This is a genomic window from Xanthomonas hortorum pv. cynarae (assembly GCF_002939985.1).
Lineage (GTDB): Bacteria > Pseudomonadota > Gammaproteobacteria > Xanthomonadales > Xanthomonadaceae > Xanthomonas > Xanthomonas hortorum_D.
This window is the reverse complement of sequence record NZ_MDFM01000009.1, coordinates 85669-112439: the sequence shown is the minus strand read 5'-3', so window position 1 is coordinate 112439 and position 26771 is coordinate 85669. Positions and strand designations below refer to the sequence as shown.

Annotated in this window: 17 protein-coding genes and 2 pseudogenes; 7 read left to right on the top strand and 12 right to left on the bottom strand. The window is 61.1% G+C overall.

The genetic code is table 11. The features are described from left to right. Window positions 1-25 precede the first annotated feature (25 nt). The gene (locus XcyCFBP4188_RS08455) at window positions 26-2134 is read right to left on the bottom strand and encodes a M13 family metallopeptidase (protein WP_104591921.1); all 2109 of its coding nucleotides are present in this window, start codon (window positions 2132-2134) and stop codon (window positions 26-28) included. A gap of 342 nt (window positions 2135-2476) precedes the next feature. Further along, window positions 2477-4579 (bottom strand): annotated as a pseudogene (locus tag XcyCFBP4188_RS08450) (M13 family metallopeptidase). Between the two features lie 358 nt (window positions 4580-4937). Between XcyCFBP4188_RS08450 and XcyCFBP4188_RS08445 the strand changes: the two are divergent. Then, complete coding sequence (locus XcyCFBP4188_RS08445) at window positions 4938-6533, top strand: phytoene desaturase family protein (protein ID WP_006452358.1); 1596 nt, start codon at window positions 4938-4940, stop codon at window positions 6531-6533. A gap of 112 nt (window positions 6534-6645) precedes the next feature. Here the strand turns inward: XcyCFBP4188_RS08445 and XcyCFBP4188_RS08440 are convergent, their stop codons facing one another. Together XcyCFBP4188_RS08440 and XcyCFBP4188_RS08435 are read right to left on the bottom strand one after the other, a co-directional pair. Next, a complete protein-coding gene (locus XcyCFBP4188_RS08440) occupies window positions 6646-9720 on the bottom strand; it encodes a TonB-dependent receptor (RefSeq protein ID WP_046932629.1) in 3075 nt (1024 codons plus the stop codon). A gap of 376 nt (window positions 9721-10096) precedes the next feature. After that, the gene (locus tag XcyCFBP4188_RS08435; RefSeq protein WP_104591920.1) at window positions 10097-13087 is read right to left on the bottom strand and encodes a TonB-dependent receptor plug domain-containing protein; all 2991 of its coding nucleotides are present in this window, start codon (window positions 13085-13087) and stop codon (window positions 10097-10099) included. A 337-nt stretch (window positions 13088-13424) separates the two neighbouring features. Here XcyCFBP4188_RS08435 and apbC point away from each other — a divergent pair, with 337 nt between their 5' ends. Beyond that, entirely contained in the window at window positions 13425-14276 is an 852-nt protein-coding gene (gene apbC / locus XcyCFBP4188_RS08430) for an iron-sulfur cluster carrier protein ApbC (RefSeq protein ID WP_006452355.1), read from the top strand. Between the two features lie 96 nt (window positions 14277-14372). Continuing rightward, window positions 14373-14942, top strand: a complete 570-nt coding sequence (dcd, locus tag XcyCFBP4188_RS08420) for a dCTP deaminase (RefSeq protein ID WP_006452354.1) — start codon at window positions 14373-14375, stop codon at window positions 14940-14942. Between the two features lie 25 nt (window positions 14943-14967). Here the strand turns inward: dcd and XcyCFBP4188_RS08415 are convergent, their stop codons facing one another. The 4 genes from XcyCFBP4188_RS08415 to XcyCFBP4188_RS08400 all read right to left on the bottom strand — a co-directional run bounded on the left by XcyCFBP4188_RS08415 (window position 14968) and on the right by XcyCFBP4188_RS08400 (window position 16814). Continuing rightward, window positions 14968-15159 (bottom strand): LiaI-LiaF-like domain-containing protein, encoded by a 192-nt coding sequence (locus XcyCFBP4188_RS08415; RefSeq protein WP_006452353.1) that lies wholly within the window; start codon window positions 15157-15159, stop codon window positions 14968-14970. Window positions 15160-15507: 348 nt separating this feature from the next. Next, the gene (locus XcyCFBP4188_RS08410; RefSeq protein ID WP_006452352.1) at window positions 15508-15675 is read right to left on the bottom strand and encodes a LiaI-LiaF-like domain-containing protein; all 168 of its coding nucleotides are present in this window, start codon (window positions 15673-15675) and stop codon (window positions 15508-15510) included. A gap of 27 nt (window positions 15676-15702) precedes the next feature. Continuing rightward, window positions 15703-16155, bottom strand: a complete 453-nt coding sequence (locus tag XcyCFBP4188_RS08405) for an HIT domain-containing protein (RefSeq protein ID WP_104591919.1) — start codon at window positions 16153-16155, stop codon at window positions 15703-15705. Further along, on the bottom strand, window positions 16152-16814 hold the full coding sequence (locus XcyCFBP4188_RS08400; protein ID WP_006452350.1) for a dienelactone hydrolase family protein: 663 nt from the start codon (window positions 16812-16814) through the stop codon (window positions 16152-16154). The genes XcyCFBP4188_RS08405 and XcyCFBP4188_RS08400 overlap by 4 nt, the downstream gene beginning before the upstream one ends. Window positions 16815-16997: 183 nt before the next feature. Here XcyCFBP4188_RS08400 and rimO point away from each other — a divergent pair, with 183 nt between their 5' ends. After that, window positions 16998-18371 carry a 30S ribosomal protein S12 methylthiotransferase RimO gene (gene rimO / locus XcyCFBP4188_RS08395; RefSeq protein WP_104591918.1) on the top strand — a complete coding sequence of 458 codons (1374 nt, stop codon included), beginning with the start codon at window positions 16998-17000 and terminating at the stop codon, window positions 18369-18371. A 121-nt stretch (window positions 18372-18492) separates the two neighbouring features. Here the strand turns inward: rimO and greB are convergent, their stop codons facing one another. Beyond that, window positions 18493-18999: a transcription elongation factor GreB gene (greB, locus tag XcyCFBP4188_RS08390; protein WP_043910469.1), complete on the bottom strand. Its 507-nt coding sequence runs from the start codon at window positions 18997-18999 to the stop codon at window positions 18493-18495. Window positions 19000-19103: 104 nt separating this feature from the next. On the opposite strand from greB, the gene XcyCFBP4188_RS08385 reads away from it, so the two are divergent. Next, on the top strand, window positions 19104-20570 hold the full coding sequence (locus XcyCFBP4188_RS08385) for a rhomboid family intramembrane serine protease (RefSeq protein WP_167393517.1): 1467 nt from the start codon (window positions 19104-19106) through the stop codon (window positions 20568-20570). Between the two features lie 690 nt (window positions 20571-21260). Then, a protein-coding gene (locus tag XcyCFBP4188_RS08375; RefSeq protein ID WP_104591917.1) for an IS5 family transposase occupies window positions 21261-22212 on the top strand; the annotation gives its coding sequence in 2 pieces (ribosomal slippage) (window positions 21261-21398 and window positions 21400-22212; 951 coding nt in all). A 145-nt stretch (window positions 22213-22357) separates the two neighbouring features. Here the strand turns inward: XcyCFBP4188_RS08375 and XcyCFBP4188_RS08370 are convergent. Next, window positions 22358-24448: a beta-glucosidase gene (locus XcyCFBP4188_RS08370; RefSeq protein ID WP_006448852.1), complete on the bottom strand. Its 2091-nt coding sequence runs from the start codon at window positions 24446-24448 to the stop codon at window positions 22358-22360. A 436-nt stretch (window positions 24449-24884) separates the two neighbouring features. Between XcyCFBP4188_RS08370 and XcyCFBP4188_RS08365 the strand changes: the two are divergent. Beyond that, a pseudogene (locus tag XcyCFBP4188_RS08365) lies at window positions 24885-25335 on the top strand (IS5 family transposase); the annotation flags it as partial. Window positions 25336-25573: 238 nt separating this feature from the next. Here the strand turns inward: XcyCFBP4188_RS08365 and XcyCFBP4188_RS08360 are convergent. After that, window positions 25574-26122 carry a nuclear transport factor 2 family protein gene (locus tag XcyCFBP4188_RS08360; protein WP_043908272.1) on the bottom strand — a complete coding sequence of 183 codons (549 nt, stop codon included), beginning with the start codon at window positions 26120-26122 and terminating at the stop codon, window positions 25574-25576. Between the two features lie 66 nt (window positions 26123-26188). After that, window positions 26189-26608, bottom strand: coding sequence for a MarR family winged helix-turn-helix transcriptional regulator (locus XcyCFBP4188_RS08355; RefSeq protein ID WP_043908269.1), 420 nt, complete (start codon window positions 26606-26608; stop codon window positions 26189-26191). Window positions 26609-26771: the final 163 nt, after the last annotated feature.

Here is a 26771-nt window from a genome sequence, read left to right as displayed (position 1 = left end):
TGCAGGCAGTGACTAGCGCAGCGCCCTACCAGATCACCACGCGGTCTTTCTCAGGCCGCACCATCGCGTCGCCGGGCTTGCACGCAAACGCGGTGGCAAATTGCGGCATGTTGGAGGGTGCGGCGATGGCGCGCAGATTGTCCGGTGAGTGGGGGTCGCTCGCGAGGTAGACCAGCTGTTGCTGCTCACGTGTGAGTCCACGCCAGTTACGCGCAAAGCCCAGGAAAAACCGCTGCTCGGGGGTGTACCCGTCAATATTCGCAACGCGCTCAGGGTGCTGACGCAGTGCGGTCTGCAGCGCGTCGTAGGCAATGTTGATACCGCCCAGGTCGGCGATGTTTTCGCCCAGAGTGAGTCTGCCGTTGACATGCATTGTGGGGTGACTCGGCAAGGGAACATACGCATCGAACTGCTTCACCAAGCCGTCGGCACGCTGCTCGAATGCCTTGCGATCCTGCGCAGTCCACCAATTGACGTTGTTGCCCGCGCCATCGAACTGGCTGCCTTGATCGTCGAAGCCATGCGTGGCTTCGTGCCCGATGATCGCGCCGATGGCGCCGTAGTTCAGGGCATCGTCGGCGTTGGCGTCGAAGAACGGCGGTTGCAGGATGCCGGCCGGGAAATTGATGGTGTTGGTACTCGGGCTGTAGTACGCGTTGACCGTCTGCGGAGGCATTGACCACCGCTTGCGATCGGTGGGTTTGCCGATCTGGGCGATGTCGTAGTGATAATTGAACTTGGCCGCCGCCTGCAGATTGCGGTAGTAGGCCCCGGGAACGATCTCCAGCCCCGACCAGTCACGCCAGGTGTCTGGATAGCCGATCTTAGGCAGGAAGGCCTCCCACTTTGCAAGCGCCTTTGTTTTGGTTTCGTTGCTCATCCAATCGACGTTTTCGATGCGCGTCTTGAGCGCTGCGCGGACGTTGTCGACCAATTCGGCAGCGCGTTGCTTAGCTTCGGGCGTGAAGACCTTGGCGACGTAGAGCTGGCCAAGGCCTTCGCCCATGGCTTCGTCGACCGCGCGCAGGACGCGTTTCCAACGTGGGCGTTGCTCCGGTTGTCCGGACAGGGCCTTGCTATAGAAGGCGAAGTTGTTGTCGACGAATGCCTTGCTGAGCTGTTTGGATGCCTCGTCGATGGTATGGAAGCGCAGGTAGGCCTGCCACTGTGCAATTGGTGCACTGGCCAACTGATGGTCGAACGCTGCGAAGAAACGCGGTTGCGACAACGAGAAGCCCGCACCGACATCCACGCCTTGCGCGGCGAAGAAGTCTTTCCATGAAAAGTGCGGGGTGAGCTTGTCTGACTCGGCAACGCTGACGAAGTGATATTGGTTCTTGGGTTGGCGTGCATCGGTTGGCGCCAGCGACGCGGCAGCCAGTTGCGATTCAAGTGCCATCACGTCCTTCGCCTGCGCCTTGGCCGCGTCGGCATCGCTGCCGGTGAGCTCGAACGACTTGGCGATATAGGCCAGATAGGCCTCACGGATGGGGGCGTATTCGGCAGCGGTGTAGTAATCCTTGGTCGGCAGGCCCAGGCCGCCTTCGTTGGCAAAGGCGATTTGCCGGTATGCCTTGTGGAAGTCTTCGCTTGCGCCGAACTCGAACACCTTGCCATCGCCCTCCGCATAGCGGCTGGTGATGTACGCGGCGACATCCTTGGCGGATTTCAGCGCGCCAATGGCCTCCAGCTGCGAGCGGATCGGCTGGTCTCCCGCCGCCTCGATGGCGGCTTCGTCCATCCCCGAGGCATAAAGCAGACCAAGTTTGCGTGCAAGCGGGTCGGCTTGCTTGTCTGCCTGCTTGGCGGCGCTTTCAACAATCTCTCGCTGCGTGACCAGGCTCTTTTCCGTCAGTTCGTCGAACACGCCCCAGCTGGTGCGGTCGGCCGGAATCGGATTGGCTTTGGCCCATTTGGCGTTGACGAACGTATCCAGGTTCTGGCAAGCGCTTGTTGCCGTGTCCAGCTCGTTGATGTCGAACGAGGATTTGGTTGTGGCGGTGGCGGCGGTTGCCGATGCGCGCGTCGGCGCAGCCGTTTGCGCGGGCGTGCTGCTGTCGTCGGCTTCGCGCTTGCAGCTCGCCAGGGCTACAACCAGTGCCAGAGCGAGCGTAGAGGTCTTGATCGGTGACATGGAAGCCCAGTCGCATGAAAGGACACCGAGCATAAGCGCGTGCGTCTTTGCGAGAGCACGCGTTGAGCTTTGTTGAGGCTTGGTGTTTATGCTCTCGATGGCTGAGTGACGAACTCACGCTTCAAGCATGGATAGATGCGCAGGCGATGCGTTTGTGTGTGCGCAAAAATCCCATCGAAAACGAAGTGGCTGCTGCATGCGAGTGCCTGCTGCCTGGGTTGCGGAAACAATCTCGCGCAGTCCGCTCGCGTCGCGAACGTGCGTTTCGGAAATGCCCAAAAAAAACGGGCGACGATCAACCGATCGCCGCCCGCGTTGGTTACCGCTTTCTTGCGATCACGATTACCAGATCACGACCTGCTTATCGCCCTGACGCACCATCGCATCGCCGGCCTTGCACGAGAACGCGGCGGCGAAGGCCGGCATGTTCGACGGCGCACCGATGGCGCGGAAGTTGGCCGGCGCGTGCGGGTCGGTCTTCAGGCGCACCACCAGTTCTTCCGGGGTGAAGTTGCGGCGCCACACCGTGGCCCAGTTGAGGAAGAAGCGCTGATCGCGGGTGATGCCGTCGCTCTTGGGATCGTCTTTGCCGGCGGTGGCGGTCTTCATCGCGTCGTAGGCGGTGTTGAGGCCGCCCAGGTCGGCGATGTTTTCGCCCAGGGTCAGGTCGCCCTTGACCTTGTCGCCAGCCGGGGTGCGATAGCCGTCGAACTGCGCGACCAGCTTGCCGGTGCGCGCCTTGAACGCGTCCAGATCCTTCTGCGTCCACCAACCCGGATCGGCGATGAAGTTGCCATCGGCACCAAAGCGGCTGCCCTGGTCGTCGTAACCATGCGTCATCTCATGGCCGATCACCGCGCCGATGCCGCCGTAGTTCATTTCCTCTGGCGCATTCGGGTCGAAGAACGGCGGCTGCAGGATCGCCGCCGGGAACACGATCTCGTTCTGCAGCGGGTTGTAGTACGCATTGACCGTCTGCGGGCTCATGCCCCATTCGGTCTTGTCCACCGGCTTGCCGATCTTGGACAGGTTCCACTTGTAGTTGTATTCGGACGCGGCCATTACGTTGCCCAGGTAGCTGTCACGGCTGGTGTTCAAACCGTTCCACTCACGCCATTTTTCCGGGTAGCCGATCTTGGGCGTGAAGCTTTCCCACTTGGCGATCGCCTTGGTCTTGGTCTCCGGGCTCATCCAGTCGAGCTTTTCGATGCGGGCTTTCAGCGCGGTGCGCAGATTGGTCACCAGCGTTTCCATCTTGGCCTTGGAATCGGCCGGGAAGGCAACCTTGACGTACATCTGGCCCAGCGCTTCGCCGGTCTGGCCGTTGATGGTCGCCAGCACGCGCTTCCAACGCGGCTTGATTTCCTTCTGGCCGCGCAGGGTCTTGTTGTAGAACGCGAAGTTCTCATCGACGAACGGCTGGCTCAGGAACGGCGAGGCGCCATCGACGGTGTGGAAGCGCAGGTAGGCGCGCCAGATCGCCGGGTCGGTGTCGGCGATCATCTTGCTCACTTCCTGATGGAAGGCCGGGATCGCCAGCGAGAACATTTCCGGCGTGGTCACGCCCTGCGACTTGAAGAACTCGGTCCACGACCAATTGGGAGTCAGCTTGTCGGCCTCGGCCGGCGAGATCGGGTTGTAGGCCAGCGAGGCATCGCGCGACATCTGGGTGCTGGTCTTGGAGACCTTGGCCAGACGGCTTTCGAACGCGACCACCTGCTTGGCCTGCGCGGCGGCATCGGCCGCAGCCACGCCGGACAGCTCCAGCACCTTGGCCACGTGCGCCTGGTAGGCCTCCAGCTTGGCCTTGTTGGTAGCGCTGGTTTAGTACTCCGGATCCGGCAAACCCAGGCCGCCCTGCATGGCGTAAGCGATGTTCTGGCTGGACTTCTTGAAGTCCGCCTCGGCGCCGAAGCTGAAGAGTTCGTTGTTGCCCTTGGCCGCGCTGCTGCGCAGATAGTCGACCAGCTTGGCCTGGTCGCTGATGGCGTCGATGGCGGCCAGTTCGGGCTTCAGCGGCTCGATACCCTGGGCGTTGATCTTGGCTTCGTCCATGCCGGTGGACCACAGGTCGCCGACAATCTTTTCCACGCCGCTGGCGCTGGTATCGGCCGCAGCCTGTTCGACCAGCTGCTGCTGGATCGCATTGGAGCGCTCGTCGAGCATCTCGAACGCGCCCCAGCTGGTGCGATCGCTCGGCACCGGGTTGGCGGCCAGGAACTTGGCGTTGGCGTAGGCGTTGAGGTCGGTACAGGCGTTGCCGTTGGCATCCAGATCGGCCGCAGTGAACTGGTTCACCGCCGGCAGCTTGCTCTGGTCCAGGGTCAGCGTCTTGGGTGCAGCGGGCGTGGTTGCCGCTGTGTCGGCCGCGGGGGCGGCAGGCGCGGCGTCTTCAGACTTCTTGCAAGCGCTCAGCGCGGTGGCCACGGCCAGGGTCAACGTCAATAAATGAGGTGTTCGAATCACAAAGGGCTCCAGAAGCAGCGGATTGGGAAGCCCCGTCGCCAGGGCCGTGGCCGGCACTCTACGCCTCGCCAGCCGGATGGCATGGTGTCGAAGATCATGGGTGCGGCGTGTGTAGATGCGCTGGGCTGACGGCTATTTGGCATGCGGCTGCTGGCTGGCAACGTGCCGTGACGCGCTAGGTAGGGAGCCTGCGGCCTTCTCATCCTGCGTCGCGCGGGTGTTTGGTTCATGTTCTCGGCAGACATGGACCATGTCGGTGATGGTGAGCGCACATCGGTAGCGATGGTCGAGACTGTGCGAATGGCCGACTCGGGCAAGCGATGCTATACACGAGCGCATGCCCACCGCCTCCGAACCGTTGGACGCACTGATCATTGGCGCCGGCCACAATGGCCTGGTGTGCGCTGCGTATCTGGCCAAGGCAGGCAAGCGCGTGCTGGTACTGGAAGCACGCGATGTGGTCGGCGGCGCAGCAGTCACCGAAGAATTTCACCCCGGATTTCGCAATTCAGTGGCGGCGTATACGGTGTCGTTGCTGCAGCCCAAAGTCATCGCAGACCTTGAGCTGGAGCGGCATGGTCTGCGCGTGGTTGCGCGCCGCATCAATAACTTTTTACCGCTGCCAAACGGTGAGTATCTTCTGGCCGGTGCTGGGCGCACTGCTGCGGAAGTCGCCAAATTCTCCGCGCGCGATGCCGCTGCATTGCCTGCCTATGAAGCGCGCCTGGAGCAACTGGCCGATGTCTTGCGTGCGCTGGCATTACAGCCGCCGCCCGATGTCACTGAGGGCGGCTGGCTACGCGCGTTGCCGCAGTTGTGGCGAGCGGGAAAGGTGGGGCTGCAGCTGCAGGGCTTGTCGCTTACGTTGCGTCAGGATCTGCTCGATTTATTCACGATTTCCGCAGCCGAGTATCTGGATCGCTGGTTCGAAAGCGCACCAATCAAGGCGCTATTCGGCTTCGACGGCATCGTCGGCAATTACGCCAGCCCGTACGCGCCGGGCACGGCGTATGTGTTGTTGCATCACGTGTTCGGGCAAAGCAACGGCGTCAAGGGCGCGTGGGGCCATGCCATCGGTGGCATGGGGGCCATTACGCAGGCAATGGCCGCCAGTGCGCGCGAATACGGTACGCAGATGCGTACCGGCTGTGCGGTGGATCGCGTGCTGGTGGAGCAGGGGCGTGCGGTCGGTGTCCTCACCGCTCACGGAGAGACGATTCGAGCGCGTGCAGTGGTTGCCAACGTCAATCCGAAACTGCTCTATCAACGCCTGATGCGTCCAGAAGATGTCCCTGTAGCCACACACGAACGCATGGCGCATTACCGCTGTGGATCAGGCACGTTCCGCATGAACGTGGCGCTCTCTCGCCTGCCGGAATTTACCGCATTGCCGGGTGCGGGCGACCATCTCACCGCCGGCATCATTCTCGCGCCGAGTCTGGATTACATGGACCGTGCCTGGCAGGACGCGCGCGCATTCGGATGGTCGCGCGAGCCGGTGGTCGAACTGCTGATTCCCAGCACCTTGGACAACAGCCTGGCACCGCCTGGGCAGCACGTGGCCAGCCTGTTTTGCCAGCACGTGGCACCGCAACTTCCCGATGGCCGGCACTGGGACGATCATCGCGAAGAAGTCGCCGATCTGATGATCGCCACCGTGGAGCGCTACGCACCAGGATTCGCCGCATCGGTGCTAGGCCGGCAGATCCTCAGCCCCCTCGATCTGGAGCGCATCTTCGGCTTGATCGGCGGCGACATCTTCCACGGCGCCCTCAGCCTCAATCAGCTTTTCAGCGCACGCCCCATGCTGGGGCAGGGCGCCTATCGTGGCGCGGTGCCAGGGCTGTATCTCTGCGGGTCAGGGACGCACCCCGGCGGCGGCGTGACCGGCGCGCCTGGACATAATGCGGCGCGGGTGATTTTGGACAGCTGACGCAGCCGCGTTGGCAGCCAAAAAAAAGCCCCGGAAAGACCGGGGCCGGAGACAGGACGCCTGCAGGGCGAAGGCGAGTGAATACACCTCGCCTTCGCTTGCAATCAAACGATCAGAAATCGTATGAGGCGGTCAGACGCATATAGCGCGGCTGGTTGTAGCTCCACGCCTCGGTGCCAAGTCCATATGTATTGGACACAGTCCGGCGAGTGACTTCGTTGGTGCTGGAGACGCGATTGACCGAACGGTCATTCAGCACATTGAACACATTGAGCGAAAACGCCAATTTGTGATCGGCGAAGCCTGGACGATACGTGACGCCCAGATCCAGATTTTTGATCCATGGAGTCTCGCCAGCGCCGCCCGCAGATACAGGTTGACCATAGCAGTAGTGATACGACGAACCATAACCCACCGGATCGTAATTCACCGCTGCAGCGTCAGGGCCGGCGTAATAACCCAGGCACGACTTCGGTGTGCCCGACATCACCCTGACCGTGGCAGATGCCAGCCATTCTGGAGTGAATTGGTAGGCGCCGAACGCCTTCAACTGATGGCGACGATCGTTGGCCAGATTGCCACCGGCGTAGGACATTAGCTGGGCTGCGTCCCAATCCTGGGTTTTGGAAATATCGGCTTGCCCGAGGTCTGACTTCACCTGTCCTTCGGTGTTTCCGTAGAGATGCGACCATGTGTAATCGACGCGGCCATACCACTTTTCATCAAAAGGATGCTCGATAAACAGGTCCACCGCCACGTAGTTGCGCTTGGCCTTGTCCGTAAAGCCCCAATCGGACTGCGACATGCGCAGCTGGGTGTAGCCGGAGCCATCGGTGTTGGCAAGGTTGTAGGTATTGGTCTCGCCAGGGTTGAACATCACGCAACCAGGAATGCTCACGCTGCTGGCATCGCCGCCTGCTGCTTCGAGCGCATCGGACATACGACCGGGATCACAGACATCATCGATCGCGGTCTGCAATTTACGGTAGGTGACTTTGGCGCCTGAATTCCACTTCTCGCCAATCGTCTTTTCGAAGCCGATCAGGAACTCGTCTTGATACTGCGACTTCAGATCGCTTGGTGCGAACGAGTTCGGATCCGGGGCTTGACCATATTCACCATTAGAGGAAACCGGGCCGGGACCCAGTGCAGTCAGACCGGTCGGCTCGCCGTTGGCGTCGATCCCTGAATACGTGAAATACTCATTGGTGAACGTCGAGGCGGATGCTCCTCGGATCGCAACCTGATTGGGTAAGGCTAGATAGTAGCGACCGACATTGGCGAAAACCTTGAAGGAAGAGTCGCCAAAGACATCCCAGCTCACCCCGACGCGCGGAGCCCACTGGTCACCACTGTCCACGTAAGCCACATGATCGCTGTTGTAGTTAGTGAACTTGTCGTTGCGGATACCCAGCGTGAGGAGCCAGTTATCGTTGACCTGCCACCGATCTTCCAAGTAGTAGGCCTTCTGCTCGACGGCCATGCTGGTAACTGTGGTGAAGATACGGCGGTTCACGAAGTAGCCATTACCTCCGGAGGCGCCGACACCCAGAGCACCATTGATGGGTTCGCTGGGATCGTCCTGTCTGCCGTAGATCCAGCGATACCCTGGACCACTGGTAAAGACGCCTTCGTCGTAAGCATTGAAGTACATATTATCCACGCCGGCGGTCAAATCATGATCGCCCAGACGATAGTTCAGTTCCAGGCGCAGATTGCGGCTCTTATTGATCGGGTCTGCTGCCTTGACAGTCGTAGTGGCCTGCCCGTTGGTGATGCGCCGACCGCCGGTGATGGCAGGGTCCTGTAGAGTCGAACTGGCGATATTGGGCAATGCCGAAGCACCGGGGTTGAACTGTTGGTTGTGCTGAGTATCGCGTCCCCACGTTGCATTGAGGGTCAGGTCGTCTGTGATGTAACTGGTGAACTTGACGATATCGACACTGTCTTTGAGCTTGTACGTATCCGTGAACAAGCCAGAAGGGCCCTGATCCGTAAGTGTTGCATAGTCGTAGTTGTTGTATACGCCAGAACGTCGGTCGTTATTTTCGATGCGCGTATATTCTAAAATATTGCTGTCATTAATATTCCAGTCCAGTTTTCCATAGAACTTCGGCGAACTGTTCTCATAATGGCTGCGCCCCTGGTCGCTGGCGGCCGTCGCAATATTGGTGGTTGCTCCGTCGACCTTGTCCGTTTCGCCGGCCACGAACAGGAATAGGCGATCCTCAATCAGCGGGCCACCCGCGTACGCGCTGTAAACGGTCCTGTTCTGCACGTCGCCCTTCCCGCGTCGATAGATCGTCCCAGGCAGGTCATCATCTTCATAACCATAATTCTCCGGAAGTTCGCTATTCGGATACCAAGCATCGCCGCGTGAGCTCGCCAGCGATTTCGGTTCCCATACCGCTTGCGCACCAAAATGCCACTCGTTGGTGCCGCGCTTACCCACTTGGCTGATGACGCCGCCGGTCGAGCGGCCGTACTTCGCGCTGTAGCCGCCCGTGTATGTTTCCTGTTGGTCGATTGCGCCGTAGGGGAGGCTGAGCCCGCCGAGGTTGTTGAACGGATTAGTGACATTAACGCCGTTGATGTAATAGGCATTCTCCGTCACACCAGCGCCGCCGAACGAGATGGTGGACCGCGAGCCATTGTTGAAGGCGCCACTTCCGGAAATCGCACCTGGTGCAAGCAACGCAATCGCTTCGGCGCTGCGTCCCAGCGGCAGGGTTGCCAACTGCTCTGAGGTGATCACCGAGCGCGAGCTGGTGGAGCTGACATCGATCTTCGGCGCATTGGCGGCCGTCACAGTGATTGCGCCGAGCGTTGTTGCGTCGGTGCTGCCGCTGGCAGTGGCGCCAGCAAACGACACCTCTGTGCCGGACCCTACGCGCAACTGCACGTTCTTGCGGGTATCGACGACCTGATCGCCGCGCTTGAGGGTGACGGTATAGGCGCCTACCGGCAACGAGCCGAGGTTGTAACGGCCGTTGGCGTCGATGGTGATCGTGCGGCTGAGGCCAGTGTCGCTTTGCACGACGATGGTGCTGCCCGCTTCCGAGGGAGCGCTACCGTAGATGCTGCCGGTCGTGCTTTGTGCGTAGACCGCACCGTTGGCGAGACACGCGCCCAGCACGACAGCCAGAGCGGTGCGCTTGAGGGCGTGGCGACGAATTTGATTGCTCATTCCTAACCTTTCAACTGGGTATCGGGAGAAGTGGCGGTCATCGAAGAGTCAGATGGCCTTAACCCGAACGTAATGAATCTGTGGGCTGAGTCGCAAGCCTTTTGAATGATTCGTTAATGAAAAGGGCGAGATCCGCATCGAATATGCGGATCTGCGCACAAATTGCCAGGCATGCGAGTAGCGCCCGGTTTGGGCCACACAAGTATTCATTTTTGTCAGTGCGCGATGCGTCGTGACATCGAGCGGCTCAACCGAACGCTACCTTGCCGCCATATCAGTAACGGATTGTCGCGTCTGGCTGGCTGGTTTCATCTGAAACATGAAGTCAAAAAAGACCCCGTCAAACAGGGTCTTTTCGATGCATCGCCAACAGGCCTCAGAACCGGACTGTCGTGCCCAGGTAAAAGAACCGCCCGACGTTGTCATACAGCGCAGAATTGAAATCCGAGCCGAAGTAGTTGCGCGGCGGGTCCTTGTCGAAGGCGTTGTCGATGCCCAGGTAGACGTCGATCTTCGAGCCGGGGAACTGATAGCCGAACTGGAAGTTGTGGTACGTGTACGAGCCGTTCTTGATCGGGCTGGCCGAGCCCGGGTTGCTGTTGTAGCTCTCCGGGGTCACGCGCAGGTTGCCGTCCACGTAGTTCATGTCCCACGAGGCGCGCCATTCGTTCCAGTTGTACTTGGTCTGGAACTGCGCGCGCCAGCGCGGGTCGGTGACGTAGGTGACGTACTCGTCGTACTCGGCCGGGAAGTCCTGGAACACCCATTCGCGCGACTGGATCAGGCGCGTGCCGACGAAGCGCAGCACCGTATTGCCTTGGCCAATCTGGAAGCGGTAGTCCATTTCCAGATCCACGCCCACACGCCGCGAGCGCGACAGGTTTTCGTTGAGCGCCTGCCAGCCGATGATGCTGTGCTCGGGATAGATGCGGCCCTGCGGGTCGGTGAATCCACCCAGCGGGGCGCGCTGCACGAAGCTGCAGAAGCTGTTGTCGATGCCGCCCGGATTGTCCACGCAGCGCGTTGCGTTGGTCTCTGCAGTCACCGTGCCGATCGCGTCTTGCAGATCGATGCGCCAGTAGTCGATCGACATGCCGAAGCCTTCGAAGAACTCCGGTTGCCAGACCAGACCATACGACAGACTGCGCGCACGTTCCGGCTTCAACTCCGGATTGCCCCCGCTCACGCCGGGACGGGTCGATGTAAAGGTGTCGATCCAACCGACCGGCACGCCCAGCGCGCTGCAGTTGGCCTGGCGCAATGCCACGTCGCCGGCGGTACCAGGACGATTGGAATTGGTCGGCAGGTAGTTGCAAGGATCGTTGATGGTCGCGAAGTTCTCGCTCTGCGAGTCGTACAACTCGCCGATGCTGGGTGCACGCACTGCCTGCGCCACGGTGCCGCGCAGACGCAGCGACGGGATGATGGTCCAGTCCAGGCCCACGTTCCAGGTCTTGGTCGAGCCGATGCTGTCGTAGTCCGAATAGCGTCCTGCCACATCCAGCGCCAACCGATCCACGCCCGGCAGGCCGGCCAGCAACGGAATGGTGCTTTCGACGAAGATTTCCTTGACGGTGTACTCGCCGCCGTTGTTGGGGATGGCGTTGAGGAAGGTCACGCCCGAGGCTGCCAACGGATCGGTGATTTCCTCGCTCTGCTCCTTGCGGTATTCCACGCCACCGGCAAAACCGATGTCGCCGGCCGGCAGCGACAATAGGTTGCTGTTGGCTACCGATGCGCTGAACACGGTTTGCTGGATCTTGGCCTGCGCGCGCGCGGTGGTGTTGAACCATGCGGCGGCTTCCGGCGTGACCGCGCCATTGCCGAACACGCTGAAGGGCACGCAGCCTTCGCGTGCCAGCGCCGAATACACGCGGTTGGTGTTGGGGTTGATCGCAGTCGGGTCGAGCGTGGTGCGGCAGACGATGTTGCCGCTGGCGTCGCGCGCAGCATCGATACCGGCCTGCCAACGCTCGTTGATGCGGTTGTTGAGGTTGAGGCGGTCGACGGTGGTCTTGCCGTAGTTGGCAGACACGTCGTAGGTCCAGTTGTCGGTGAAGTTGCCTTCGGCACCGAGCACGGCGCGATAGGTCTTGCGCTCGATGTTCTCGCCGCGACGACCGGCATCGACGTTGAAGCGGTTCATCAGGATCTGCGTGGCACCGCGCGAATCCATCAGCGCACCGAGTTCGGGACTGACATACGGATTCTGGCGACGCACGCGCAGCGAACTGTCGAACGCAGGCTGGCCGAAGAATTCCGAATCGGTCTCGCTGTACTTGCCTTCGAAGAACAGGCGATGGTTCTCGCTGATCTCGAAGTTGATCATGGTGTTGACGCTCTTGCGATCGAAGCCGGGCTGCAGGTCGGCCACCGCGTTCAGATCGGCGAAATCGCAGTCCACACACGAGGTGTTGCTCACTACCGTGCCGTTGTAGCGATTGCGGCGGAAGCTGCCGTCGTCGTTGAACAGGTAGCGGTTGCCGTAGCTGGCCGGGTTGCGGAAATCGAACGTGCCCAGGTTGAAGGTGCCACCGTAGGACGTGGAATGATTGCCGCCCGGGCCGCTGAGTACGTTCTGCGGATTGCTCTCGCTCGGAGGGCGGGTGGGATCGAAATTGGGGTTCTGCACCGACACCAGGTACTCGCGACCGATGGCGCGGTTGCCGCGACCCAAGCGGTCCTGCTTGCTGTATTCGCCGGACACCGCGATGTTGCCGCGGCCCTCCGCAAAGTCGGTGCCTGCCGAGAAGCTGGCAAAGGAGCGGTTGTAGTTGCCCTCATTGGCCAGGCCGGTCTGCGCGCGCGTCTCGAAGCCGGTGAAGTTCTTCTTGAGGATGAAGTTGACCACGCCGGCCACTGCGTCGGCGCCGTACACGGCCGAGGCGCCACCGGTGATGACTTCGACGCGTTCGACCCATTCCACCGGGATCGTGTTGACGTCCACGGCGGTCGAGCCCGGGCTGGAACCCACGTGGCGACGCCCGTTGACCAGCACCAGGGTGCGATCCACGCCCATGCCGCGCAGGTCGAGCAGGCCCAGGCCGGCGGTCCCGATGAAGCGGGTGGAATTGCCCAGCGTGTAGCTCGGCGCCAGCGCCGGCATGCGTGCCATCAGGTCGCTGATGGTGGTCGCGCCGGTGGCGCGGATTTCTTCGGCGCTGATCGCGGTGACCGGCGAGGGCGTCACAAAGCCAGTACGCGCGATGCGCGAGCCGGTGACGGTGACCTTGTCCAGATCGGTGGTGCCGGGCGCGACACCGTTTTCTGATTGCGCCGCAGCTTGTCCGGCAGAAGCGGCCAGCACGGCGAATAATGCGGTGCTCAAACGATGACGGTGTGCGTGTTGCGGAAGACGACTCGACATGACCTTGCAGATTCCTTGCTGGGATTTGGCGAAACAGCTGTGCTCGCTGAGCGCTGGCTGAACTTGATCTCGAACGTAACAATTCCTTAAGAATGTGTCCATGTTTGTGAAATATGTCTTCGTTTGACACATTCGTGTCTGCTTGTGAATTTCTTCAGCGAAGTCGCCAGGGCGGATGTGTCTGGACGAGCCGGTACACTGACCACCTCCATGGCGCAGTACCCGGCGGCGTTTTTCGTCGCTGCCGCTGCGCCCACGACGAATTCAGGTAGGCAATGACAACGATGTTTGAAAGTGTTGTGAGCGTGACCATCGCCCCCGCGCAGGTGTGCCGCGCATGAGTGGCGCGCGCAGGATCGCAGCGCATGCGGTGCAGGGCGCGCTGGTGCCGCATCCGCGGATCCGCAATGTGATCGCGGTCGGCTCCGGCAAGGGTGGTGTGGGCAAGTCCACCACGGCGGTGAATCTGGCGCTGGCCTTGCGTCAGCAGGGTGCGCGCGTCGGCGTGCTGGACGCCGACATCTACGGGCCGAGTGTGCCGGCGATGCTGGGCCTGAGCGGGCGGCCGGACAGCCCGGACAACAAGTCGATCGAGCCGCTGCGCGCATTCGGGATCGAGGCGATGTCGATCGGCTTGCTGGTCGACCAGGACACGCCGATGATCTGGCGCGGGCCGATGGCGACCTCGGCGTTGACCCAGCTGTTCAACGACACGCTGTGGGATGACCTGGACTATCTGCTGATCGACCTGCCGCCAGGCACCGGCGACATCCAGCTGACGCTGTCGCAGAAGATTCCGGTGGCCGGCGCGGTGATCGTCACCACGCCGCAGGACATCGCCACGCTGGATGCGCGCAAGGCCTTGAAGATGTTCGAAAAGGTGGAGGTGCCGGTACTTGGCATCGTGGAGAACATGGCAGTGCACACCTGTTCCAGTTGCGGCCACCGTGAGCATCTGTTCGGCGAAGGCGGCGGCGAGCGCATGGCGGCGCAGTACGGCGTGCCCTTGCTGGGGTCGTTGCCGTTGGAGATCGCGATCCGCGAGCAGGGCGATGCTGGCCAGCCGATTGTCGTTGCCGCGCCCGAGTCGGCAGCAGCCAAGGCCTATCTGGCCGCCGCTGCGCGCCTGACCGAGGAGTTGGGCAAGCGCCCGCGCGCCAGCATTCCGATTTCGGCCTCGTTGCTGTAGCGCGCGGGTCGGCCAGCAGTGCCGGCCGCTTGTTAGAATTCGCCGTCTTCGCGCGGGCCGCTGGGCCCGTCGCCTTCCGTCTTCAAGGAACATCACATGAGCATCAAGAGCGACCGCTGGATCAGGCGCATGGCCGAGCAGCAGGCGATGATCGAGCCGTTCGAACCCGGCCAGATCAAGCACGACGCTGCCGGCCAGCGCATCGTCAGCTTCGGCACCTCCAGCTACGGCTACGACGTGCGCTGCTCGCGCGAGTTCAAGATCTTCACCAACATCAACTCGACGATCGTCGACCCGAAGCACTTCGATCCGGGCAGCTTTGTCGATATCGAATCCGATGTCTGCATCATCCCCCCGAACAGCTTCGCGCTGGCCCGCACGGTGGAATACTTCCGCATCCCGCGCGACACCCTGGTGGTGTGCCTGGGCAAAAGCACCTACGCGCGCTGCGGCATCATCGTCAACGTGACCCCGCTGGAGCCGGAGTGGGAAGGCCACGTGACCCTGGAATTCAGCAACACCACGCCGCTGCCGGCGCGCATCTACGCCAACGAAGGCGTGGCGCAGATGCTGTTCTTCCAGTCCGACGAAGTCTGCGAGACCTCGTACAAGGACCGCGGCGGCAAGTATCAGGGCCAGACCGGCGTGACCCTGCCGCGCACCTGATGGCTGGTGCGGCCGTGACCTTGCGTCAGCAGGTCGCGGTCGCGGTCGTGCGCTCCCAGTAGCGCAGCAGTTGGCGCACGCCAGCGGCGATCAGTAACGCCGGCCACCAGGTTGAAACCAGGTTGCCAAGATCGAAACGGGCCAGCCCTAGGTTGTCCAGCAGGAATAAGCTGCCCAACGTGATCAGAAACAGTGCAGGAATCAGGCGGTAGCGCATGGCGATGTCCTCGGTAGGTGTGAGCCATGCTGCGCGCGATGCGCGCGCCGATCAGGTGCCGGAAGTCAACAATTGCGGATGACAAAGGTCATGTTGGCAGGGCCGCAAGGCTCGCTGACTGGCTGCTGTGGCCATGTCGCCTGCGGTTGATCGCTAGCCATCAGGTTGTCGACGTCTTCAGGGGTGCGGAACCCCTGGTTTTCTACGGGTGCAGTCGAAAAGCGCATGAGGCTTCGCGCGTACCCTCATCCGCCCCTTCGGGGCACCTTCTCCCGATGGGAGAAGGGATTTCGGCGCTCTGATGACGCGCGGGGCTGATCGACTGCTCACCCCATTCCCAATTCCCGGCTACTTGCCTCGCCCAAACAGCATGCCAACGCCGCAAGCGACCAATGCCGCCGGCCACCACGTGGCGATCAGCCGGCCAAGGCTGACATTGGTCCAGCCCAGGTTATTGGCCAGAAACAGCAGGCCGACGAGGATCAGGATCAGCGCGGCGACGACATTGGATTTCATGCGGAAGGGTGGTTGAAAGACGGGCGCCTATCGTAGCCGTTGCGCCCACGCAGCGACACGGTGTTGCAACGCATCGGGCGCGAAGCGCTGCGCGCTGCCGCTGCCCCACACCGGGCCAGGCCAGGCCGCATCGCCCTGATGCCGGCCGACCAGATGCACGTGCAGCTGCCGTACGATGTTGCCCAGCGCGCCGATATTGAGCTTGGTCACCTCGGGCTCGACGCGCAGCAACTGCGAGAGCTGATTGATCTCGGCCAGCAACAGGCGTTGCTGACCACCCTCCAGATCGATCCATTCGCTGACATCGGCCACCCGCGGCACCAGCACGATCCACGGGAAGCGGCTGTCGTCCATCAGCCGCACCTGCGACAGCGGTCCGTCGGCGACTAATACGCTGTCGGCCGCAAGCCGCGCATCGAGCTGGAAGCCGTTCGCTCCGGAGCTGCTTGGGGCAGATTCGCTTGCTGCGGTCCCGCTCATCCCAGATGCGCTTCGAAGAAGCCCAGGGTGCGCTCCAACGCGCGCTCGGCGCTGTCGGCGTCGTAGTGGGTGGGATCGATGCTGCGGTTGAAGGCGTGGCCGGTCGGATACACGAAGGTTTCCATCTGCGGCAGCTTCTCGCGGTGGGCCTGGATCGCCTCGGGCGGAATGCTGGTATCGCGCTCGCCGAAGTGGAACATCACCGGCGCCTTGGGGGTTTCGTCCAGCAGCTGGGTGTTGCGGCCGCCGTAGTAGCTCACCGACGGCAGGCCCAGGCGGATTGCCGACAGCAGCGCCACCGAGCCGCCCCAGCAATAGCCCACGGTGCCGACCTTGCCGGCGCGGCTGAGCAGGGTGGCGGCGGATTTGACCACCTCCACCGCGCGCTCCAGGCCGACCGCATTGGCCAGCGCCAGGCCGCGTTGCAGGCTTTCCTGGTCGTAGGGCAGCTGCACGTCTTTTTCTTCCAGATCGAAGAAGGCCGGTGCCAGCACTTCGTAGCCGCGTGCGGCGTAATCATCGGCCACCGCGCGGATATGTTCGTTGACGCCGAAGATCTCCTGGATCACCACCAGGCCGCCGCGCGGGCTGGTGGTCGGAGTGGCGTGCCAGGCGGCGACCTGGCCGTCGGGGGTGTCGAGCGTGGTCCAGTGACCCATGAGAATTCCTGATGTGCAGCGAGGGAGGCGCGCATTATCGACCGGACCGGCATCGTGAAAAGTGAGGGTTTCGCAAAGCCGGCCGGGCTGGCGAGGCCCGGCGGTTCAGAGCGTTGCCCCGCACGCCGCTATAATTGCCGCACTCAGGCCCCAGGCCGCTCCGTTCCCCAGGCTCCTGCTTCCATGTCCCAGCTGAACCCCAAAGTCGGCTTCGTCAGCCTTGGCTGCCCGAAGGCGCTCGTCGATTCCGAACGCATCCTCACCCAGCTGCGCGTGGAGGGCTACGACATCGTGCCCAGTTACGACGCTGCCGACGTGGTGGTGGTCAATACCTGCGGCTTCATCGATTCGGCGGTGACCGAGTCGCTGGATGCGATCGGCGAGGCGATGAACGCCAACGGCAAGGTGATCGTCACCGGCTGCCTGGGCAAGCGCCCGGAGCAGATCCGCGAGGCCTATCCGCAGGTGCTGGCGGTGTCCGGCCCGCAGGATTACCAGAGCGTGATGGAGGCGGTGCACGCCGCGTTGCCGCCGCGCCACGACCCGTTCGTGGATCTGGTGCCGGACTACGGCATCAAACTGACCCCGCGCCATTATGCGTACTTGAAGATTTCCGAAGGCTGCAATCACCGTTGCAGCTTCTGCATCATCCCCTCGATGCGCGGCGATCTGGCCTCGCGCCCGGTCGATGAGGTACTGCGCGAAGCAGAGCGCTTGGTGCGCGGCGGGGTCAAGGAATTGCTGGTGGTCTCGCAGGACACCTCGGCCTACGGCGTGGATCTGAAATACGCCGAGCGGCCGTGGCGCGACCGCATGTACCAGACCCGCATGAAGGCGCTATGCGAAGGTTTGTCGGAGCTGGGCGTGTGGACGCGCCTGCATTACGTGTATCCGTACCCGCACGTGGACGATGTGATTCCGCTGATGGCCGAAGGCAAGCTGCTGCCGTACCTGGACATCCCGTTCCAGCACGCCAGCCCGCGCATCCTCAAGCTGATGAAGCGGCCGGGCGCGGTGGAGAAGACGCTGGAGCGCGTGCAGCGCTGGAAGGCGATGTGCCCGGAGATCACGGTGCGCTCCACTTTCATCGTCGGCTTCCCCGGCGAGACCGATGCCGAGTTCGAATCCTTGCTCGATTTCCTGGACCAGGCGCAGCTCGATCGCGTCGGTGCGTTCGCGTATTCGCCAGTGCAAGGCGCCAGCGCCAACGCGTTGCCGGATCCGGTGCCGGAAGAACTCAAGCAGGAGCGGCTGGCGCGCTTCATGGCAAAGCAGGCAGAGATTTCGGCGGCGCGGCTGGAAGCCAATATCGGCAGCGTGCAGCAATGCCTGGTCGATGTGATCGAAGACGATATCGCGGTGGCCCGTTCGCGCGCGGACGCACCGGAAATCGATGGGCTGGTGCATATCCAGAATGGCGGCGAGCTTGGATTGAAGATCGGCGATCTGGTCGATGTGGAGATCACCGACAGCGATGAGCACGATTTGTTCGGCGATGCGTTGCCGGCCAATGCCCCGATTCAGCAAGGACGGTCGTTGAATTTGCAGATGGTGTAACCGGCCACGTGTCGGGACACCGCGGTCCGTAGGAGCGCACTTGTGCGCGAAGAGGCGTTATCGATAACGCCCTGTCGCGCACAAGTGCGCTCCTACACGTCAGCGGATGGCGATTACGTGGCTACTGGCTGGCGTAATCCACCGACACCACCACGAAGGTGTACTTGCCCGACGGTAGCTGCGCTTCGAACTCATCGTCCACGCGTTTTTTCAGCAATGCGCGCGCCAGCGGCGAGTCGATGCTGATCCAGCCGCGTCCGGCGTCGGTTTCGTCCGGGCCGACGACGCGGTAATGCAGCAGGTCGCCACTGTCGGCGTCTTCCAGCTCGACCTGGGCGCCGAAGAACACCGCGCGCGGGTCGGTCGGCGCGGTATCCACCACGCGCAGGGCTTCCAGCCGTTTGCTCAGATAACGTACACGGCGGTCGATCTCGCCGAGCTGCTTCTTGCGATAGGTGTATTCGGCATTCTCCGAGCGGTCGCCTTCTGCGGCGGCTGCAGCCAGCGCGCGCACCACCTCTGGCCGACGCACGCGCCACAGATCTTCCAGCTCGGCCTTGAGCCGGGCATGGCCATCGGGCGTGATCAGCGCAGTGCTTTTTTCGGCAGGCGGGCGCCAGCGGCTCATGGGCGGTGTGTCGGTCGGCGGGGAGGCGATGCTAGCGCGCATGACCTGCTTGTGCATCTGCCGCCGCACAGCGAAGCTTTGCGTTCTCGGACACGGACGTTGTCATGTTGCTGATGCCGCTGCACAAACCCTGGTCGCGCCAGAACATTCCCTGGGTGACACTGCTGCTGGTGCTGATCAATGCGGCGGTCTACCTGGGCTATCAGCGCAAGGACGACGCTTTGGTCGAAAATGCGGTGCGCTATTACGTCGACTCGGGGCTGGGTGCGTTGGAGGCGCAAGCCCATGTGCGCTATCTGGAGCAAACCGGCGACGCCAAGCTCCGCGCCGCGCGCAAAGCCAAATTGGACAGCGTGCCCACACGCCAACGCATTGCGTATCTGGCGCATCTGACGATAAACGATGTGGCATTCGCGCAGGCATTGCGCAGCGGCGCGCTGTTCAAGGACGAAAAAGGTTTACGCGAATGGCGCGCATTGCGTGCGCCCTACGACGCGCGCCTGTCCAAGGTATTTACGCTGCGCCATCTGCAGCGCAGTTCGGAGTGGTCGCCAGCACGGATGCTGACGGCGACATTTCTGCATGGCAGCTTCGATCATTTGCTGGGCAACATGCTGTTTCTGCTGGCGCTGGGCACCTTGCTGGAAGGGGCGATCGGCAGTGGCTGGTTTCTGCTGCTGTATCTGCTCGGCGGGTTTGGGGCCAGCGCGGCCAGTCTGTGGTGGCGCTGGGGCGAGCCGGGCGGCGGGTTGGGCGCATCCGGTGCGATCGCTGCATTGATGGGCGCGTTCTGCGTGGTCTGGGGGCGGCGCAAAGTGCGGTTTTTCTACTGGTTTTTCGTGGTGTTCAACTATGTGCGCGGCCCGGCGATTCTGCTGTTGCCGCTATGGTTGGGCTGGGAGCTGTACAGCCTGTTGTCGAGCGACAATGCTGCGGTCGCCTTCGAGGCGCATGCCGGCGGGTTGGTCAGTGGCGCGCTACTCGGTGCCTTGCTGGTGCTGTTGCGGCGCACTCGCCCGGCCTTCATGGAAGAGGGCGATGCCGTGTTGGTGAACGATCGCTGGGAGCGTGCGCAGCGGCATCTGGGACGCATGGAAAATGTGGAGGCTGAGCGCCTATTAGCCGAGTTGGCCGGCGAGCAGCCGCACAATCTGGAGGTGGCACTGGCGCGTTATCGAACCGCACGCAACGCGGGCCATCGCCAGGACAGCTTGCGGCATGCGCAGACGCTGTTGCGGCTACAGACGCATCACGCCGAACAGACGCGCATCCAGCTGGCGGTCGCTGCCGAGTTGAGCAAGGCCAAGATTGATTGCGCACTGCCGGCACTGCTGGCCTTGATCGGTGCGTGCATGCGCAATGGGTTGCTGGCCGACGCCGAGCGGCTGTTGAAAGAATGCGAACTCAGTGCGTCGCGCGCGGAGTTGGCGCAGCACTGGTTCGTACTGGCCTTGCGCCACGGCGAGCTGCAGGATGGCGCGCAACGTACGCGCTTGTTGCAGCTTGTGCTGGAGCAGTTTCCGGAGCAAGGCCAAGCCAACAAGGCGCGCTTTCTGCTCGACAATGGGTGAGCCGGTTCGGCTTGCTGGCTTGCTGCGACAAGCCGACCATTAGCGCCTATCGATTGCAGAGCAGGTGCTCTGCGGTTTGGCTGCAGGGCCCTTGCCCGCCCACCGTCGCGGGACACGCCGCAAGTACGTCCCATGTAGGCTCTTACGCGGCATCCATGCCGCGTAAGGTCCCGCGACGGTGGGCGGGGCAATGGCCAGTCGGGATGGTTGGTGCGCATGTTTTTCAACAAAAAAATCATCAGACTTTCTGGTGCGGTGTTCTCGCCGCACCCACGACTAACTGAGTTTTCGACTGCATCTAAATGATGCTACGACTCGAGATTTTTGTTGTCTTGGAGCAGTTGGATAGTACGGATAGATCATTTGCATAGCGGCTGATCTGCGGCTTGGTTGCAGGGCCCTTGCCCGCCCACCCTCACGGGACACGCTGCAAGTACGGCCGTGTAAGTTCTTTCGCGGCATTCATGCCGCATCCCGATGCCCGCGCTATCCTGCGCCAGGAATCTCATTTAATTAACATCTCAAATTACAGCAAGATGTCTGGGTATGTAGGTATCCTTATCCTCCGGTGATCCGCACCCTATGAGCCCCCGAGTAAATTAATTATTACCTGTCACGTTCACATAGGGAACCTCTGAACAACGCACCATAGATACACGACACTACCCGCCTCATGTTGAGGAGTGATCCATGCAACTGACGTTCGGTGACGCTGAGGGCCTTGGCAAGCGCAAGCAGACTCGCCGGGAGATCTTTCTTGCCGAGATTGAGCAGGTGGTTCCGTGGCAGCACTTGCTCGGGCTGATCGCGCCGCACTATCCGGTGTCGGGGGCGGCCAGGTCGGCAGCCGTACGCACTGGCGACGATGTTGCGGATTCATTTGCTGCAGCAGTGGTATGCGTTGAGCGATCCGGCGATGGAAGAAGCGTTGCACGAGATTCCGATCTTGCGACGGTTTGCCGAGCTCGGTGGCTTGGACAACGTTTCGGAAGAGACCACGATTCTCAACGTTCGCCGCCTGCTGGAGACCCATGGCCTTGCCGCGCGGATGCTGGACGCGGTCAACGCGCATCTGGGGCGCAAGGGTCAGAGCCTGCGGTCGGGCACAATCGTCGATGCGACGCTGATCGCGGCACCCAGTTTGACCAAGAACGCCGATCACGCGCGCGACCCTGAAATGCATCAGACCAGGAAGGGCAATCAGTGGTATTTCGGGATGAAGGCGCACATCGGCGTGGATGAGTTTTCCGGGCTGGTGCACCATGTCCATTGCACAGCCGCCAATGTCGCCGACGTCACGGTGACGCACAAGTTGCTGCATGGCAAAGAAGACAGCGTGTTCGGCGACAGCGGCTACACAGGCGCGGACAAACGCGAAGAACTGCAGACCTGCAAGGCTGCATTTTTCATCGCCGCCAGGCCCTCGACGCTGCAAGCCATCGGCAACAAACGCGAGCGTGCTCGGGAACAGCGTTGGGAACACTTCAAGGCCAGCGTGCGCGCGAAGGTGGAGCATCCGTTCCGGGTGATCAAGTGCCAATTCGGTTACACCAAGGTCCGCTATCGCGGCCTGGCCAAGAACACCGCACACGTGGTGACCTTGTTTGCGCTCTCCAATCTGTGGATGAAGCGAAAGCAGTGACTGCCTGCCATGGGGAGCGTGCGCCTGTAACCCGGGGAATTCCCAAGGAAAGTGCCAGAAATGGCGGAAGATCCGAAGATTCAAACGCGATTCTCCGGACCGACGCGACATCCCGCACTCTCAGGCCTCGTTGTTCAGACCTTCCCTAACGCCCAGGCTTGAAGTTGCGCGCTCCCAAGTTCAACGAAACAGACTGCCCTGGGTCGGCTGCGTTGTCCGCTGCGCGAACGTGATAGGTGCCCTCCGCAATCACCCACCGCCGCGATGTTGTATCGAACCTGGCGAAAAACCTGGGATCGATTTCGAGTTCCAACTCCCGACTCTCGCCCGGCTCAAGTTCGACGCGCTCGAAGGCGCCAAGCCGCTTCGTAAATTTAATCGCGCCCTCGCCTGTCACATACACCTGCGCCACATACGCACCGGCAAGGCCGCCGACATTGCTCACAACAAACCGCGCCACGACCCTGCCGCCTTCATCACTTACCTGCAGGTCCTGGGTTTTAAAACGTGTATACGACAACCCGTATCCAAACGGGAATAGAGGTGTTAGCGCGCGAGAATCAAACCAGCGATACCCTACGTCAGCGGCCTCGACGTTGTAATCCACGTGGAAGATGTCGCCCTTGATCGGCTCCCCTGGATTTGATGTTGTGGTCGCCGGATCTCGCTGCTCAGGATGCGGCAACTGTCCGACGCTCTGTGGGAACGTGATGGGGAGGCGCCCTGAAGGATTGACGCGGCCAAACAGGATCCCGGCGATGGCTTCTCCACCGCCCAGACCAGGGTAGAACGCCGCGACCACGGCAACGACGTCGTCCAGCCAAGGCATCGTGACCGGGCCGCCGGATACGAGCACCACCACTGTGTTTGCATTGGCGTTGGCCACAGAACTGATCAGCGCATCCTGCCCATCAGGCAACGAGAGACCCTGGGCATCTTGACCTTCCGAGCGCCATTCTTCAGCAACGACAATGACCGCGTCAGCACCATGCGCCGCTTTAACGGCGGCAGCGAGGTCGTTCGCGCTCACGTAATCGACCCGCGCCGCACAAGCTTCGGCCTTGATCGCGTTCAATACCGAACTGGGGTGGTAAACCTTCTCCATCACCGCTCCCATGAACTCGAAGCCCGGCTTGGTCACGCTGCCGATTGGCGTTACCGCAGACGAGCCGCCTCCAGCCACGATACCGATGTCCGCCTGCGTGCCAATAACGACGATACGGCTAGCTCCTCTCGCAAGCGGCAGGACACCTGCCTCGTTCTTGAGCAACACGATGCCTTGCTCGGCAGACCGCTGCGCCAATAGCCGATGCGCGGAATAATCGATCGCCGCGCCAGGCTGGGGCGGATTATCGATGACGCCGACAGCAAAGAGGCTTCGCAGCTGACGATGCACCATGTCGTCGATACGCGATTGGGGAACCACGCCCTTGCTGACAGCCGTCCGCAGCGGATCGGCGAAATAGGGCTCAGGGTCCAAGTTCGCTCCGGATTGAACGTCCAGTCCGGCCAGTGCGGCCTTCTCGACCGAGTGGGTCGCCCCCCAGTCAGACATCACCCAACCCGGATAGCTCCATTCACCTTTCAACACGGTGTTGATGAGGTAGGCATTTTCGCTAGCCCACTCTCCGTTGACCAGGTTGTAGCCTGGCATCACTGCGCCCGGCTCACCAATCTCTATCGCAATTTTGAAAGCGAGCAGGTCCGACTCATGGAGCGCCTGATCAGCGATGTCCGAACTCACCACCACGCGCCCTGTTTCTTGTGGGTTGACCGCAAAATGTTTGACGGTCGACACCACGCCTTGCGACTGAATGCCAGCAACGGAGTTGCCAGCAATCACACCGGTGAGCAGCGGGTCTTCGGAGACATACTCGAAGTTGCGACCACCACGAGGCTCACGCACCAAGTTCGCCCCGCCTGCTAACTGCACATTGAAACCCTTGGCCCTGGCTTCCTGCCCAACCATCGCTCCCGTTTCGCGCGCCATGGCTGGATTAAAGGTGGCCCCCAGCAACAACGACGACGGCAGCGCTGTGGCGTTATCGCCAGGACGCACATTCGCCAAATTTCCCACACCTAGACTTGCATCGGTTTGCTGTTGCGCAGGAATGCCTAGACGCGACACTGCTGGGTAGTAGGCCGCTGATCCGAGCGCACCTTCTGGCTTGTCACTGCCCGCAATCGGAATTGCCATTGGCCCGGACAACCATGCAAATTTCTCATCCTCGGTCATCGCCTGAACCACCAGAGATGCACGCGTCTCTGGCGGTAGGCTTGCGTCAGACCAAGGAAATTGCGGCGCCTCCGTGGAGGCCGATCTAGGATGGTCCTTACGGGAACTGCTAGCGATGTTTGTGGCTTTAGGCGCATCGCTGCGACGTGAGTTGTCCAAGATGGAGCTCCTAAAATTTTTCTTGAAAGATACGTTTTTGAGGGTATTGACATGATGAAAAGCTGCTCTCAAATACGCACGTAACGCGAACGTCGGATCACCTATTGCGCTAGGCGAAGCCTCCTCGCCGGGAAATCAATGAAAGATCGTTTGCTCATACACAGCGCAGTAGTGGAAGTTCTGAGCAAGGCGTCGTCTAGGGCGGGAAGATCCATCACCCGGCGTAGTTGTCCTCACTTGACCAAGAACTGGGATGCTTATTTTCCTGCCGGGTCCCAAGAAGGGCAATCAGTGGTATTTCGGGATGAAGGCGCACATCGGCGTGGATGAGTTTTCCGGGCTGGTGCACCATGTCCATTGCACAGCCGCCAATGTCGCCGACGTCACGGTGACGCACACGTTGCTGCATGGCAAAGAAGACAGCGTTCGGCGACAGCGGCTACACCGGCGCGGACAAACGCGAAGAACTGCAGACCTGCAAGGCTGCATTCTTCATTGCCGCCAAGCGTTCGACGCTGCAAGCCATCGGCAACAAACGCGAGCGTGCTCGGGGGCAGCGTTGGGAACACTTCAAGGCCAGCGTGCGCGCGAAGGTGGAGCATCCATTCCGGGTGATCAAGCGCTAATCCGGTTGCACGAAGGTCCGCTATCGCGGCCTGGCCAAGAACACTGCACACGTGCTGACCTTGTTTATGCTCTCCAATCTGTGGATGAAGCGAAAGCAGTGACTGCCTGCTATCCGCACTCTCAGGCCTCATTTTTCAGACCTTCCCCAGCTCGCTAGCTATCCGATTACCGAAGCACAGACCTACTGCATTGCGCGGGGAGATGGCGTCACATAACTGCCATTTTTTATTGCAGTTGCGCTGTTGCCGGAAGCAAGTATGTCGGATCCTGGCATATCTCCACGCACTCTTCATAGTCAAAAAGGACAGGGCAACCGAACAGTTGCCCTGCGCAAATGAGTTAATTCGCTTCAACCTTTGGGAGGTACGGAGCAATTTCACTAGCCGATTTGGTAGACGGATCGAGACGACTGTTGGTCGTAGAACCACCGAGGTAGCGCTCCATGATCTTCCAACCGTCTTCGGTGCGCCGCAGTCGATCCATCATGGGTGCATAAACCCAGATGGCCGGCAAGTCGTCGGGGCTGTCCATGACCTGTCCCGCCCGTAATGCGGCGGCGGCTTCAGGAGAGGCATAACGCACCAACAGGTTGTGGTAGCGCACTACGACACCATCTTCGTCCTGATCTACGATGTGGTTAGTCGCGTGACGGCTAACACCAGGGATAAGGTAGGGATAGTCATGGGCAAGGAAGTGCTCCCTTTGTTCGATCCCACTGTGTGTGCCATGGAAGTGGTAGGTCACAGCATCAGGCAGAAACGCATCCATAATGGATTCAACATCCCAAGTCTCGAACCACCAATTGACTCTGTTTACGAAATCAATGGCACTGATGCGATCTGCGGGATCAACGCCCGCACCTGTCCCTACTTTTGGAAATGCTTTCATCATCGTTCTCCTGCGGTAAAAATTATCCATGTGTAATTACACATGTTTGGACGTAAAAATTGGGCTCTAGAGGCGACCGCTCAACAACGATGCCCGGATGACCGCCGCCTGCTCCTGCCCCATTCGCGTTTCAAATTCTTGCTGAGCCTTTTGCCAATATGGCTCCGCTTCATTTAATTTCGCTTCCCCTGCAGGGCTCAAAAAAAATCGTAATGCTGATCGAGGACCTTCGGTATGGCGACCGATGAAGCCTTCTGACTGCAGAGGCTTGAGAGCCCGTATCAAGGTTGTTCGCTCCATGACCATGGCCTCGGCCAGATCCGATATGGAAATGCCTGGGTATTCGGCTAGCATCGCGAGGAGAGAGAATTGCGAAGCGGATAGGTTCGCCGAAGTCAGATGACGGTCGTAAAGGCGGGTGAGGTATCTCGCATTGCGCCTTGCGGCCAGGCAATGGCAAAGATCTGGGCCTGTAATTGAGTTCATAACAAACATCATATGTGCAATTGCACATAAGTCAAATTATTTTGCTTAACACTCTGCCCATTCGCGACAGAATAGAGGAGTGGTCAGATCGAACGCAGGCGGTCACCAGGGAGTGCGATTAACCAGAAAGCGTAGGGAAGAAAGGCGGATTCGACAGGCGTTC